General features: G+C 73.6%; 10 protein-coding genes and 1 tRNA gene. 4 read left to right on the top strand and 7 right to left on the bottom strand.

Annotation, left to right across the window (positions count from 1 at the left end; genetic code table 11):
* Nucleotides 1-137 precede the first annotated feature (137 nt).
* Nucleotides 138-1,790, top strand: a complete 1,653-nt coding sequence (locus ACZ3KJ_RS15490; RefSeq protein WP_467527244.1) for a hypothetical protein — start codon at nt 138-140, stop codon at nt 1,788-1,790.
* Between the two features lie 217 nt (nt 1,791-2,007).
* Here ACZ3KJ_RS15490 and ACZ3KJ_RS15485 read toward each other — a convergent pair whose 3' ends face one another.
* Nucleotides 2,008-2,571 (bottom strand): HIT family protein, encoded by a 564-nt coding sequence (locus tag ACZ3KJ_RS15485; RefSeq protein WP_385072027.1) that lies wholly within the window; start codon nt 2,569-2,571, stop codon nt 2,008-2,010.
* Between the two features lie 67 nt (nt 2,572-2,638).
* On the opposite strand from ACZ3KJ_RS15485, the gene ACZ3KJ_RS15480 reads away from it, so the two are divergent.
* Nucleotides 2,639-3,307: a potassium channel family protein gene (locus ACZ3KJ_RS15480; protein ID WP_467527242.1), complete on the top strand. Its 669-nt coding sequence runs from the start codon at nt 2,639-2,641 to the stop codon at nt 3,305-3,307.
* 28 nt (nt 3,308-3,335) lie between these two features.
* Here the strand turns inward: ACZ3KJ_RS15480 and thrS are convergent, their stop codons facing one another.
* The 3 genes from thrS to ACZ3KJ_RS15465 all read right to left on the bottom strand — a co-directional run bounded on the left by thrS (nt 3,336) and on the right by ACZ3KJ_RS15465 (nt 7,190).
* Nucleotides 3,336-5,312 carry a threonine--tRNA ligase gene (gene thrS / locus ACZ3KJ_RS15475; protein WP_467527240.1) on the bottom strand — a complete coding sequence of 659 codons (1,977 nt, stop codon included), beginning with the start codon at nt 5,310-5,312 and terminating at the stop codon, nt 3,336-3,338.
* Nucleotides 5,313-5,403: 91 nt separating this feature from the next.
* Complete coding sequence (locus tag ACZ3KJ_RS15470) at nt 5,404-6,627, bottom strand: hypothetical protein (protein ID WP_467527238.1); 1,224 nt, start codon at nt 6,625-6,627, stop codon at nt 5,404-5,406.
* Nucleotides 6,624-7,190 (bottom strand): DUF4365 domain-containing protein, encoded by a 567-nt coding sequence (locus ACZ3KJ_RS15465; RefSeq protein ID WP_385072037.1) that lies wholly within the window; start codon nt 7,188-7,190, stop codon nt 6,624-6,626. The genes ACZ3KJ_RS15470 and ACZ3KJ_RS15465 overlap by 4 nt, the downstream gene beginning before the upstream one ends.
* A gap of 190 nt (nt 7,191-7,380) precedes the next feature.
* Between ACZ3KJ_RS15465 and ACZ3KJ_RS15460 the strand changes: the two genes are divergently transcribed.
* Nucleotides 7,381-8,106 carry an exonuclease domain-containing protein gene (locus tag ACZ3KJ_RS15460; protein WP_467527235.1) on the top strand — a complete coding sequence of 242 codons (726 nt, stop codon included), beginning with the start codon at nt 7,381-7,383 and terminating at the stop codon, nt 8,104-8,106.
* A 74-nt stretch (nt 8,107-8,180) separates the two neighbouring features.
* On the opposite strand, the gene ACZ3KJ_RS15455 is transcribed toward ACZ3KJ_RS15460, so the two are convergent.
* From ACZ3KJ_RS15455 to ACZ3KJ_RS15445, 3 genes are all read right to left on the bottom strand, one after another.
* A complete protein-coding gene (locus ACZ3KJ_RS15455; protein ID WP_467527233.1) occupies nt 8,181-10,022 on the bottom strand; it encodes a DUF2207 domain-containing protein in 1,842 nt (613 codons plus the stop codon).
* Between the two features lie 118 nt (nt 10,023-10,140).
* Nucleotides 10,141-10,212, bottom strand: a tRNA-Val gene (locus tag ACZ3KJ_RS15450).
* A 39-nt stretch (nt 10,213-10,251) separates the two neighbouring features.
* Complete coding sequence (locus tag ACZ3KJ_RS15445; RefSeq protein ID WP_467527231.1) at nt 10,252-10,698, bottom strand: SRPBCC family protein; 447 nt, start codon at nt 10,696-10,698, stop codon at nt 10,252-10,254.
* Between the two features lie 58 nt (nt 10,699-10,756).
* Here ACZ3KJ_RS15445 and ACZ3KJ_RS15440 point away from each other — a divergent pair, with 58 nt between their 5' ends.
* Complete coding sequence (locus ACZ3KJ_RS15440; protein WP_467527230.1) at nt 10,757-13,132, top strand: SCO7613 C-terminal domain-containing membrane protein; 2,376 nt, start codon at nt 10,757-10,759, stop codon at nt 13,130-13,132.
* Nucleotides 13,133-13,177: the final 45 nt, after the last annotated feature.

Raw genomic sequence — 13,177 nt, 5'->3', positions numbered from 1 at the left:
GGTGCGGCGGGCGGCTTCGGCCGTCCGCCGACGGATGCCGTCGGCTGGAGATACGCTGATGACCTGATCAACAGGTGTGCGGAGTACGGAAGTCGGGAAGGCCGCAGGAGCGAGAGTGGCGGCGAGTGGGGGCGGTAATGACCGTTGAGGACTTCTTCGGGCCACAGGTGCCGAGGACGGGCGGCTCAGGGGGCGCCCCGACGTACGCCCTGGCTTCGGCGGCCTATCGGGACACACCGATGGAGGAGATCAAGAAGGCCGACAACGAGTGGCACCAGACCACGGTCAAGGAGGGCCGCCCATGGGCGAAGATCTTCCGGCCCAACTTCGGTGAGGCGTACTCCCAGGCCGTGATCGACCGCATGCTGGGCGTCGGCCGCGATCCGCTCATCCAGTCCTTCGGCAGCGAACCTCAGGTGGTCGTCGAGCACTGCCTGGCGGCCACCCGCATCCGCCGGCAGCGCGACCAGAAGCTGACCGGGCTCATGCTGGTGTGCGGGGTGCTCTTCCTGCCGGGTCTCCTGGTCTGGCTGCTCGTCTTCCAGCTGCGGGCCACCATGGGCAAGGCGGGCGACAAGCGGGTCTCCGGGCTCGCCACCGGCCTGCTGGTCGCCGTCGGCGCGCTCGCCGTGATCTTCCTGCTGCGGATGCCGTTCACCGGCATCGCGGGCTGGTATGCGCGCGGGTGCATCGTGGCCCCCGTCGCCGGCTGGTTCCTGGCCAAGCGGCTCTGCGAGAGCACCGCGAAGGATCTGCGCGAGAACTGGGGCGGGCTGCTGTCCGGCGGCAGCGTCGGCGCGAAGGTCCCCGAGGCGGTGCCCACCAGCCCCGACCAGGCCGCTGCCGAGCAGCTGCGCCAGTCCCTGGCCCGGCTCAGCGCCGAGCAGCAGTCCAACTCGATCTTCTACGCGGGCCCCAAGGGCATCCTCGGCATGGGCACCCGCTGGGGCGCCTGGCACCTCGCCGAGGAGCTGGTCCCGATCGACCCGGTCAAGGGCGTCCACGAGTTCCGCAGCTGGACGGTCGTGAGGGCCATCCACGACGAGCTGAGCCTGCTGAACCGGCAGAACCTGAAGACCGGGGGGTTCCCCGCCCCGTCGGTCCGGCACTGGGTCGTCACCCACGTGGGCGCGGGCGCCAAGGCGGTGTCCAGGCCCGAGGGCACCGACGTCGAGGCCTACCAGGTCAAGCCGAAGGCCGTCGAGGACATCTGCAACAACCAGCAGTTCGACAGCGGCGACCGGCACTACCTGGGTGTCCAGTGGCCCCACCTGTGGAACGGCAACCTGATCCTCACCATGATGATCACGGTGACCGTGCTGAAGGAGACCCTGCGCATCGAGGTCACCGGACACGCCCTGGGCCCGGTCAACGGGCTGTTCAGCACCAAGCCCGCGGCGCCCACCAAGCAGGTGGCCAAGACCGTCCGCTTCTGGGAGACCCGGACGGTCAAGCTTCCGCTCGTCACCCCCGACGAGGTGGTGCGGCTGGCCGCCCGCGCCACGATCAGCTGGTACCCGCCGCTGTTGAAGTGGCTCGGCGGCTCGATCGGCCTGCCCGAGCCCTTCGGTCTGCGCCACGCCTGGGCCGACCAGCCCTGGAGCCACCGCTTCATGGCGGACGACGCGCTGCGCACCGCCACGCCGGTGCTGCGCGCGGTGCACCGGGCCGCGCTCAGGGTGCTCAAGGAGCACGACGTGGACACCGACAAGTTCAGCTCGCGCGCGTCGGCGCTCAGCGGGGCGGTGCAGGAGGCCTCCCCGAAGAAGGCCGACACCTACGACGCGTAGCCTCCCGTGGCCGGACCTGACCGGGACCGGACCGGGACCGGACGCGACCGGCCGGTCCCGGTCAGGGGTGTGCACGGTGGGCCCCGAGGGCCTTTCGGTTCCTGTGGACGTCACGATCCACGGCGCCCCGGAAGGCCCTCCCCTGTTCACGATCCCGTGGCCGAGTCCTGGCTCACCCGTCCCGAGCCGTCCGGGACGACGCCGTCCGGGACGGCACCTAGGAAGCCGTCGGCCACGCCTCCGCCAGCATCTTCCGGGTGTCCGCCAGCAGCTGCGGCAGCACCCGGGTGTGCCCCACGACCGGCATGAAGTTCGTGTCGCCGCCCCAGCGGGGCACGATGTGCTGGTGCAGGTGCGCCGCGATGCCGGCGCCCGCCACCGAGCCCTGGTTCATGCCGATGTTGAAGCCCTGCGCGCCGGACGCGGTGCGCAGCGCGGTCATCGCCTGCTTGGTCAGCTCGCCGAGCTCGGCGGTCTCCGGCCCGGTCAGGTCGGTGTAGTCGGCGACGTGCCGGTAGGGGACGGTCATGAGGTGGCCGCCGTTGTACGGGTACAGGTTCAGCACCGCGTACACGTGCTCACCCCGCCGGACGATCAGCCCGTCCTCGTCGGATTTCGCCGGGATCGAGCAGAAGGGGCAGCCGTCGTCGGCCCCCGGGCCGGTCGGCTTGTTCTCGCCCTGGATGTAGGCCATCCGGTGGGGCGTCCACAGGCGCTGGAACGCGTCCTGCGTCCCCACTCCGATCTGCTGCTCCGGCTCACTCGTCATGCAAGGCAGCATATGGCTTCGCCCGTTCGCGACGTGTCGCCGGGGTTGCGGCGCGACCTGCGCGGGCCAAGCTGGGCCGATGGACGAAGTCGGCCGTCAGGCCCGCTGGGAGCGGCGCACCGAGCTACCTCTGGCCGTCGCCTCACTGGTGTTCCTCATCATGTACGCGATCCAGGTCCTCGCCCAGGGGCTGCCGGGCGCATGGCGGGACCTGTGCGCGGCGGTGATGTACCTCGCCTGGCTGATGTTCGTGGTCGACTACGGGGTGCGCTGGCGGCTGAGCGGGCAGGGGCCGCGGTTCGTCCCCGCGCACAAGCTGGACACCGTGGTCGTCCTGCTGCCCCTGCTGCGTCCGCTGCGGGTGGTCAAGGTGTACGAGGCCGTCCAGCGCCGGCACGGTGAACCCCGGCTGTCGCTCTACGCGCGCGTGATCGCCTACGCCGGGGTGACGACGGTCCTGCTCGGCTTCGCGTGCTCGCTCGCCGTCTACGACGAGGAACGGGGGGTGCCGGGCACCCAGATGCACACCTTCGGGGACGCGCTGTGGTGGGCGTGCGCGACGCTGACCACGGTCGGCTACGGCGATGTCGTCCCGGTCACGGCCCGGGGCCGGGTGATCGCCGTCGGCCTGATGGCGTGCGGGCTGGCGCTGCTGGGCGCCGTGACGGGCTCGTTCTCGTCGTGGCTGCTCCAGGTGTTCTCGCTGGAGAGCGACCGCCGGAACGGCGGCGGGCCCTCGGAGGACTGAGCTCTCCGAGGGCCCGCGCACCGGGGGATCAGACCTGGGCCCGCTCCTCGACGACCTTCGCGATCTTGGCGATGGCCTCGTCGAACGGGATGCCGTTCTCCTGCGAGCCGTCGCGGTAGCGGAAGGACACCGAACCGTTCGACATGTCCTCGTCGCCCGCGATGACCATGAAGGGCACCTTCTGCTTCTGGGCGTTGCGGATCTTCTTCTGCATCCGGTCGGAGGAGGAGTCGACCTCGACGCGCAGCCCCTGCTTCTTCGCGGCGGCGGCGAACTTCTCCAGGTACTCCACGTGCCCGTCGCCGATCGGGATGCCGATCGCCTGGACCGGCGCCAGCCACGCCGGGAAGGCGCCCGCGTAGTGCTCCAGGAGCACCGCGAAGAACCGCTCGATGGAGCCGAAGAGGGCACGGTGGATCATCACCGGGCGCTGCTTCGAGCCGTCGGGGCCGGTGTACTCCAGGTCGAAGCGCTCCGGCAGGTTGAAGTCGAGCTGGATGGTCGACATCTGCCAGGTGCGGCCGATGGCGTCCTTGGTCTGGACGGAGATCTTCGGGCCGTAGAAGGCGGCGCCGCCCGGGTCGGGCACGAGCGGCAGGCCCTGCTTCTCGGCGACCTGGCGCAGGGTCTCGGTCGCCTCCTCCCAGACCTCGTCGGAGCCGACGAACTTCTCCGGGTCCTTGGTCGACAGCTCCAGGTAGAAGTCGGTCAGACCGTAGTCGCGCAGCAGGCCGAGGACGAAGGTGAGCGTCTTGTCGAGCTCCTCCGACATCTGCTCGCGGGTGCAGTAGATGTGCGCGTCGTCCTGGGTGAAGCCGCGGGCACGGGTCAGGCCGTGCACGACGCCCGACTTCTCGTACCGGTACACGGTCCCGAACTCGAAGAGGCGCAGCGGGAGTTCACGGTAGGAGCGGCCGCGCGCGTCGAAGATCAGGTTGTGCATCGGGCAGTTCATGGGCTTGAGGTAGTAGTCCACGCCCTCGTCGAGCTGCATGGGCGGGTACATGCCGTCGGCGTACCAGTCCAGGTGGCCCGAGGTCTCGAAGAGCTTCCCCTTCGTCGCGTGCGGGGTGTAGACGAACTCGTAGCCCTCCTCCTCGTGGCGGCGCCGCGAGTAGTCCTCCATGACCCGCCGGACGATGCCGCCCTTGGGGTGGAAGACCGCGAGGCCGGAGCCGATCTGCTCCGGGATGGAGAACAGGTCGAGCTCGCTGCCCAGCTTGCGGTGGTCGCGCTTCTCGGCCTCGGCGAGGAAGTCCAGGTACGCCTTCAGCTCGTCCTTGGACGGCCAGGCGGTGCCGTAGATGCGCTGGAGCATCGGGTTCTTCTCGCTGCCGCGCCAGTAGGCGGCCGCGTTGCGCATCAGCTTGAACGCCGGGATGAGCCGGGTGGAGGGCAGGTGGGGACCGCGGCAGAGGTCCTTCCAGCACAGCTCGCCGGTCTTGGCGTCCAGGTTGTCGTAGATCGTCAGCTCGCCGGCGCCGACCTCGACGTCCGCGCCGTCGTCGGAGGACGCGGAGCCCTTGAGGCCGATCAGCTCCAGCTTGTACGGCTCACCGGCCAGCTCCTCGCGGGCCTCCTCGTCCGTGACGACCCGGCGGGCGAACTTCTGCCCGCGCTTCTGGATCTCCTGCATCTTCTTCTCGATGGCCTTGAGGTCATCGGGGTGGAACGGCTTCTCGACGTCGAAGTCGTAGTAGAAGCCGTCCTTGACGGGCGGGCCGATACCCAGCTTGGCCTCGGGGAAGAGCTCCTGCACGGCCTGGGCCATGACGTGCGCGGTGGAGTGGCGCAGGATGTTGAGGCCGTCCTCGGAGGAGATCTCGACACCCTCCACGGTCTCGCCGTCCCGGAGCTCGTGAGCGAGGTCCTTGAGCTCACCGCCCACCCGCGCGGCGACGATCGAGCGCTCGCCGGCGAAGAGGTCGGCGGCCGTAGTGCCCGTCGTCACCACGCGCTCTTCCCGCTCGGAATCGCGTTGGATGATCACACGGACGTCTGACACCGGTCTCTCCTGACTGCAGGTGGGGTGCGGCGCCATACCGGGAGCGCGCGCAATAGGGGATCGTACCGACCCGCACCCGCCGACCGCGAAATCAGTCCCCTCCGCAGGCCTCCTCGAAGCAGTCCAGATTCTCGTGCAGCGACTTCATCAGCCGGTCCCGCTCGGACTCGTCCACCTGCACGGGGACCACTCCGCGCGCGGCCGTCAGCCTGCGGAAACCGCCCCGGCTCTCCAGCCGCCCCTGCACCCGCACCGGCAGTCCGACCAGGTGGGCCTGGACCGCGATGCGGTAGTCGTCCTCGTCGAGGGTGAGCCGGACGTGCGGCACCTCGGCACCGGCGAGCACCCGCAGCCGTACGCTGCCCTCGCCGCGCGGCCCCGACCTGCGCAGCCGGACCACCGCTCCGGTGATGCGCACGGGCACCGAGGGCTCCTCGCGCAGGTAGCGGGCGCCGGCCGCGCGCAGGGCGGTCAGGTCGCCGGGCGAGAACTCCACGGGCTCGGCGGTGGCGGCGCAGCCCTCGGGCACTCCGGCGGCGGGCGCCCAGGCGACGGCGATCCGGGCGCCCTCGGTGCCCCGGACGAGGGCGATCAGCGCCTCGGTGAGCTCCCGGCTGGCGCCCGCCTCGACGGCCCCGTCGAAGGCGTCCATGCCGCCGGTGGCGCGCTGGTAGTCGATGGCCTCGCGGACGGCGTACAGCGCATGGTGGAGGCGTACGGCGAGGGGGCGGGCCCCGGCCACCGGCGTGAACGCGGTCAGCCGGCGGCCGCCGTCCGCGGAGCCGACGAGGACGGTCTCCAGCACCGCGGCGGCCGTGCGCCGGTGCCGGGCGCCGTGGTAGCCGGCCCGTGCGCGGGTGGCGAGCGCCGCGGCGAGGAGCAGCTGCCGGGCGGCGCCGCGCAGCTGCTCCTCGACGGCCCAGGAGGCGGCGCCGACGGCCGCGGGCCCGGCCGGGACGTCGCGCCACCAGTGGACCTCGTCGCTGGGGACGGCGAGGGCGACCAGCACCTCCCGCGCGGCGGGCGCCTGGCTGCGCGCCAGCGCCTGGAGCGCCTCGCCGAGCAGGTCGTCGCTGTCGGGGAAGGCGCGGCTCTCGGGCACCAGCAGGCTGGTGGCGGCGCCGCCCGGTCCGGGCGGGGTCCAGCGGCCGTAGCGTCCGGCGGCGCCGCCGCGGCGCTGCCAGCCGTGCCGGTGGAGCAGGGCGCCGAGGACGGCCGGGTCGACGTCGGCGGGCTCGGGGGGACGGTGCCAGGCGGGCTCGGCGGGATGGGGCCGTACCGGCCGCAGGGGTTCGTCGGACGGGCGGTGCGTCATGGTCTGCCTCCCGTCCCGACCCGCGTCATGATCTCGCACAGGGCCCGGTCGTCGAAGACGCGCGAGGTGGGGATCCGCACGGTGGTCCGGGTCCGGCCGGTGACCGGGTGGCCGGCGAGGTTGACCCAGTAGCAGCAGTGCCTGAGGTCGAGCCGGTCGTGGCCGGCCCGCAGCCACTGGTCGCGGGACCGGGGGACGATCATCACGACGAGGATCTTGTGCACCGACACCGGGGTGCGGGCGAGTTTCCTCAGGTGGTCGTTGTCGAGCGTGAAGGAGAAGGACCGGCCGGGCGGGTTCGGCGGGATCTGGTACGTCGCCTTCAGCTGCACCTTGATGGTCACCTCGTCGTCGACGGTGTGGCCGGGCGCGCTGTGGCTGACGTGCCAGTCGATGCCGTTGTCCGGAAAGGGCTGGGACAGCGAGCAGCCGGCCGCCGCCGCGACCGCGTGGAGGTAGCCCACCTGCAAGGTCTCCATGCAGGCGGTGGTGGCGAGTGTGCCGCGCTGGGGTTCCGTCCGTTCGGGCAGCAGCCCGCCCCGCTCGGGCTGCGCTATCACCATGGCCAACAGCCTTCCAGGCAGCCCCGATCCCGTGCCGGGGGTCGAGTGGATTCCGCGTCGAGCCCCTGAACTGCGGGGACCCGTACTCCTGTTGTGTCCTCCCGGCGTACGGCGCAAACAGCCCGGGTATCACCAAACAGGCAGAAGACGGGACGTCAGCTGCCGTGGCTGAACGAGGGGTTGTGCAGGTATGACGAACTGGTACGAGGGCCCTTTGGCGGCGTTCGACACGGAGACGACAGGGGTGGACGTCGAGACCGACCGGATCGTGTCGGCCGCGCTCGTCGTCCAGGACGGGCCGGGCCTCCGGCCGCGGGTGACCCGCTGGCTGGTGAACCCGGGCGTGCCGGTGCCCGCCGAGGCGACGGCGGTGCACGGGCTGACGGAGGACCATCTGCACCGCAACGGCCGCTGGCCGTCGCCGGTGATGTACGAGATAGCCGAGCTGCTCGCCGAACAGGCTGCGGCGGCACGGCCGTTGGTGGTGATGAACGCGCCGTTCGACCTGACGCTGCTCGACCGCGAGCTGCGCCGGCACCGCGCCTCGTCGCTGGGTCACTGGCTGGAGCCGGCGCCTCTCCGGGTGCTGGACCCGAGGGTGCTGGACAAGCACCTGGACCGCTACCGCAAGGGCCGCCGCACGCTCGTCGACCTGTGTGAGCACTACGGCGTGGCGCTGGCCGACGCGCACGACGCCGCGGCGGACGCGGTGGCCGCGCTGGAGGTGGTGCGGGCGCTGGGCCGGCGCTTCGCGGCCCGGCTGGAGCGCCTGTCGCCCGGCGAACTGCACGCGTTGCAGACGACCTGGCACGCGGCGCAGGCGCGCGGCCTCCAGGCGTGGTTCGCGCGCAACGGCTCACCGGAGACGGTCGACACGTCGTGGCCGCTGCGCCCGGTGCTGCCGGCGGCGGCGTAGGAGCCCCTACGGCGTCCCCTGCGGCTGCGGTTGCGGCTGCGACTGTGGCTGCGGGCAGGTCACCGGCAGGTCGGTCACCACGACCCTCCGCCACCGCCGCCGTCGCCGCCACCGACACCCCCGCCACCGCCGCCACCGCCTCCGCCGCCGCCTCCGCCTCCGGAGGACGGGGCCGTGCTGGAGCTCACGGCGGCGGCGACCAGGCCGATGGCGAGGGCGGGGCCGATCCGGGACGTGACGGTCGCGCCCCGCCGGGGGACGGCCGTCGAGTCGGCGACGGCCTGCTGCCAGGGGTGCTCCGCCTGGAGGGACACGGACCAGGCCGTGTACAGCTCCACCCGTTCCTCGTCGAGGGGTTCGCGGTCCCGGTGCGGGGGCGGGTCGAGGAGGTGGCGCCGGAACGCCTCCGTCCGGAGCCAGAGGGCGGCGCCGCGCGGAGTGCGGGTCTGCAACTCCCAGGCACGCAGCCGCAGCGCGAAGCCGACGCCGACGGCGGTCAGGCCCGCGGCGAGCACGGGCGTACCGGCCGGGTACCGGCCGCCGCCCAGCCAGGCCCCGAGAGCCGCCGTGGCGAAGCCGGTCAGGGTGGCGGCGGTACCGATGTGCCGTCCGACGCGGGCACGGCGCGCGGCGGCCGCGTCCCACAGGCCGCTGTCGGTCTGCCACCGCGTCAGCCGGTCGGCGAGCGTCTCCCAGGCGGATCTGAAGCGCGCGTCGGCCAGGCCGAGGGTGACCGTGTCCCGCCCGGCGAACATGGTGTCGAAGACCACGTCGGCGACCGGGTCCGCCGGGGCGTCGCCCCCCTCGCGGCGCTTGAGGGTGGGGTACCGGTCGTCGCCCTCGAACGTGATGTGCCCGTCGGCGGCCGCGCCGAGCAGCCAGGCCGCCTGGTGTTCGGGCGCGACCTGTTCGGCGAGCAGGATCCCGCCCTGGGCCGGGGTCAGTCCCTCGGGGGGCACGGGGGACGGCGGGAGCGAGGCGGCTAGCCGGTCGAGGCCGACGCGCCGCGTCCGGCCGGGCGTCCCGTCGGGCCCTTCTTCCACGATCCGGTCGCGGCCGAGGAGGCGCAGCAGCCAGATGGTCACGGCGGCGCAGGCCAGCGTGGAGCCGAAGGCCGACAGGGCCACCCACAGCGGGTGTTCCAGGGTTTCTCCGGCGGCCTTCCCGGAGGGCGGCTCGGGCAGTGCGGGCTTCGCGCCGGTCAGCTTCTGCCCGCGGGAGGTGGAGAGGGTGACGCCCTCGTGTCCCTGAAGCGTGCCGAGGTCGGCGGCGAGCCGGCCGGGCCCGGTCCTGCGGACGGTGCAGGCGCCCTCGGAACCGTCGGTGCCCCGCACGCAGCGGGTGCCGGTGAGGTCGTACGGGGCCACGACCTGGATCTCCACGTCGCGGCGGTCGACCCGCCATCCCGTACCGACCGCGTCCCAGGCGAGCTCGCCGCTCCTGACGACCTCCGTGAGCGTGTACTGGATGCGGTACCGGTGCACGCCGGTGACGGAGCGGTCGGGGTCGCCCACCTTGATCCTGGGGGCGGCCTCGATCCTGCCGTCCGGCTCCTGGTAGTCGTCCCCGACGGTGAGTTCCCACGGGACCCGGGCGCCGTCCATGGTGACGACGATCCCGGCCGTGTCCTCGTCGTAGGGCAGGTCCGGCAGGTCCCGGTAGATGCCGTGCCGGGTGGTGTCGGGGTATCCGAAGTCGTAGTCGATGACCTCGGTGACGCGGATGCTGCCGTCGGCGGCGATCTCGGCGCCCACCCACATCGCGGTGACGCGCTCCACGTTGCCGGTGACCCGGAAGAGCGCGACGAGCCCGCCGAGCAGCAGCACGAGAAAGAAGATCTTGAACGGGGCGACGACCCTCCGCGCCCGGGTGAGGTTCTCGACCGCCCACGGTCTGCCGGCCTGCGCAGTGCTCAAGTGAAGGTCCCCTCCCGCCACGGGCGCCTCCCCTGCCCCGTGAAGATCGGAAGCGTATCCGGCCCCGCGGCACACACGGAAGAGCCGGTCCGCTCGATGCGGACCGGCTCTTTCCCGGTGGGCGATACTGGGTTCGAACCAGTGACCTCTTCGGTGTGAACGAAGCGCTCTCCCACTGAGCTAATCGCCCGGGAACGGAGTGAACAATACAGGTCCCCGCGGGCTTCGTTCAAACCGCTTGCAGGTAGGCCGCGAGTCCGCGCCGGCCGGCGCGCATCATCAGCCGGTGGTTGGCGCGGAAGACCGGCCGTCCGGGCACGGCGAACCGCCTGAGCAACGGCTTGTCGACGTCGACGACCTGGTCGTAGCGGGCGAGCGCGCCGGTTCCCGCCGCGGTCACCGTCCAGCGCGCCCAGCCCTCGATGTCCCCGGACAGGGCGACCTCCAGCACCCCGGCCCCGGGATCGTGCCGCACCTCGCGCGCGGTGAAGGTCATGGCGTACGGCAGGAACGAGCGGATCGTGATGACGCCGGTGGTGTCGTCGAGCCGGGTCACCTCGCGGACCTGCGGCCACCAGCGGGGGTAGTCCTCGGGGCGTTCCAGGGCGGCGTAGACGGCGGCGGGCGGCGCGGGCAGGCGCCACAGGCTGCGGAAGCGGTAGTGCGTCCAGTCCATGGGCCGAGTGTGCCCGCCGCCGGTCCGGGATCTGAGTACGCCCTGAGTAGCCGCGCTCATGCCGTCGGGGGTGACGCGGACCACACTCCGTTCCATGACGCATTTTCCGCCCCCGGCCGAGGAGCTGTGGCTCATCGACGCCGAACTGCGGCAACTGGACGCCCGTCGGGCGTGGTTGCTGACGCGCCGCGGCCAGGTGGTCGCCGCTCTGCGGAACGGCCGGCCGCCGGTGGGACCGCCGCCCCGGCCCGCGGCGCGTCCCGAGGCGAGCGCCCCGCGCGTCCAGAACGTCCTGCTGCTGCTCGGCGGGACCCTGCTGACGGTCGCGGCGATCGCGTTCACCCTGGTGAGCTGGGGGCATCTGGGGATCGCCGGGCGGGCCGTGGTGCTGGGCACGGTGACGGTGGCCGTGCTCGCCGCGCCGGTGTTCCTGCTGCGGCGCGGGCTGCGCTCGACCGCGGAGTCGGTGGCGGGCCTCGGGCTGGCGCTCACGGCGCTGGACGCCTACGCGCTGCGCGGGGCGGCGCTCACCGGCACCGACGGCACCGGGTACGCGGCGGTCGCGGCGGCGCTGCTGGCGGCGCTCTGGGCGGCGTACGGCCACGGGCTGCCCGCCCTGCGGCTGCCGTTGCCCTCGGCGCTGGCCGCCGCCCAACTCCCGCTGCCGCTGGGCGTGTTCGCGGTGGGTGCCGACCTGGACGCCGTCGCGGCGGCGCTGCTGGTGACGGCCGGGCTCGACACGGCCGTCGCGCTCCGGGTGACCGTCCGGTCGGCGCGGGTCACCGCCGCCGTCGGCGCCTGCGCGCTGGGCGGTGGGGGCGTCCTGGCGGCCGGATGGCTGTCCTGGACGGCCGCCGGTCCGGGCGCCGCCGCCCGTGCGACGGCGCTGCTCGTCCTCGCGGCGGCCGTCGCGCTGGGCGCCGCCCTGCGGCTGCCGGGTCCGGGCCCGGCGGGTGCCGCGGCGTCCGCGGGCGGTCTGCTGCTGGTGGCCGCGGGCGGCGGGGCGCTGCGGGCGGCGCTGCCCGCCGGCTGGGCGGTCCCCGCCCACCTCGCCTGCGGCCTCGTCCTGTTCGCGGCGGTACCGCACCGGCTCGCCGAGCCGCTGCGGGTCGGCCTCGCCCGGGCCGGTGCCGCGGTGCAGGCCCTCGCGCTGCTGTGGGCGCTGCCCCTGGTCGCGGTGGTGCTGCTGGGCCCGCTCGGCCGGCTGGAGCACCCCTGGTCGGGCGCGCCCGCGGACGCCCGCGACGCGGTGACCGTCCACACCCCGTGGCCGCCGCACCCGGTACAGGCGCTGCTCGTCCTGGTGGCCGTCGCGGGCGGCCTCGCCCTGGCCGTCCGGCACGACACCTGGCGTCCCCGGGCCCGTACCGGGGCGCTGTTCCTGGCGTGGGCGGCGTGCACGGCCCTCCCTGCGGTCTGCGAACTGCCCTACGTCGCCACGCTGCTGGCGCTCGGCGTCCTCACCGCGGCAGCGGCCTTCCTGCCCACCCCGTGGACCGCCGCGGCCCTCTCCCTGGCCACCTCGGTCACCGTCGCGCTGCTGTCCCTGGCGACGCAGAGCGCGACCCTGACCGTGCTGCCGGCGCTGACGGCGCTGTTCGTGACGGTGTCGGCGCGGCCTCGGCTCACCCCGGTCACGGCCCCGGCCGCGCTCGGCTACGCCACCGCGCTGGCCTGCGCGGCGGGCGCGGCGGCGCAGTGGCCGGCGGCGCACACCGCGCTGCCGGTCCTCGCGGTCGCCGCGGCCGCGGCCCTGTTCGCCGCCCGGCTCGGAGGGTCCCCGGCGACCGTGCCGGTCGAGGTGACGGGCGCGGCCGCCGGGGTGCTCGCGGTGGGTCTCGCGGTGACCGATCCGCCGATGCTGGCGCTGGTGCTGTCCCTGTGCGGTGTGATCACGGGCGCCTCGGCGGTCCGCGCCGGCCGCCGGCCCGCCGGCTTCGCGGCCGCTGTCCTCTTCCTGCTGGCCGCCTGGGTCCGCCTGGCCGCCTGGGAGGTCTCCGCGCCGGAGGCGTACACGCTGCCCGTGACCGTCCCGGCGCTGGCCGTGGGTGCCTGGCGCCGGCGCCGCGTGCCGGAGACCTCGTCCTGGACGGCGTACGGCCCCGGGCTCGCGGCCACGTTCCTGCCGGGCCTCGCCGCGGCCTGGGGCGACCCGCAGTGGACCCGTCCGCTGCTGCTGGGGGCCGCGGCGCTGCTGGTCACGCTGCTGGGCGCCCGGCACCGGCTCCAGGCGCCCCTGGCGCTGGGCGCCTCGGTGCTGGCCCTGGACGCGCTGCACGAGCTGGCCCCGTACCTCGCCCAGGTCGTCGGTCTCGTCCCGCGGTGGGTGCCTCCCGCACTCGCCGGTCTGCTGCTGCTCGCGGTGGGTGCCACCTACGAGCAGCGGTTGCGCGACGCGCGGCGGGTGCGGGAGGTGCTGGGGAGGATGGACTAACGGCCCTGCCGTCCGCGGCGTGATCCGGTCGACAGGCCCGGGGGG

It is taken from the genome of Streptomyces sp. NPDC003248 (genome assembly GCF_055563235.1).
This window is presented reverse-complemented; position numbering and strand designations above follow the sequence as displayed.

What these genes read in the sequence shown, in the direction of transcription:
- ACZ3KJ_RS15490 (WP_467527244.1), top strand. Translation starts at nt 138, where the DNA reads ATGACCGTTGAGGACTTCTTCGGGCCACAGGTGCCGAGGACGGGCGGC.
- ACZ3KJ_RS15485 (WP_385072027.1), bottom strand. Translation starts at nt 2,571, where the DNA reads ATGCTGCCTTGCATGACGAGTGAGCCGGAGCAGCAGATCGGAGTGGGG.
- ACZ3KJ_RS15480 (WP_467527242.1), top strand. Translation starts at nt 2,639, where the DNA reads ATGGACGAAGTCGGCCGTCAGGCCCGCTGGGAGCGGCGCACCGAGCTA.
- ACZ3KJ_RS15470 (WP_467527238.1), bottom strand. Translation starts at nt 6,627, where the DNA reads ATGACGCACCGCCCGTCCGACGAACCCCTGCGGCCGGTACGGCCCCAT.
- ACZ3KJ_RS15465 (WP_385072037.1), bottom strand. Translation starts at nt 7,190, where the DNA reads ATGGTGATAGCGCAGCCCGAGCGGGGCGGGCTGCTGCCCGAACGGACG.
- ACZ3KJ_RS15460 (WP_467527235.1), top strand. Translation starts at nt 7,381, where the DNA reads ATGACGAACTGGTACGAGGGCCCTTTGGCGGCGTTCGACACGGAGACG.
- ACZ3KJ_RS15445 (WP_467527231.1), bottom strand. Translation starts at nt 10,698, where the DNA reads ATGGACTGGACGCACTACCGCTTCCGCAGCCTGTGGCGCCTGCCCGCG.
- ACZ3KJ_RS15440 (WP_467527230.1), top strand. Translation starts at nt 10,757, where the DNA reads ATGCCGTCGGGGGTGACGCGGACCACACTCCGTTCCATGACGCATTTT.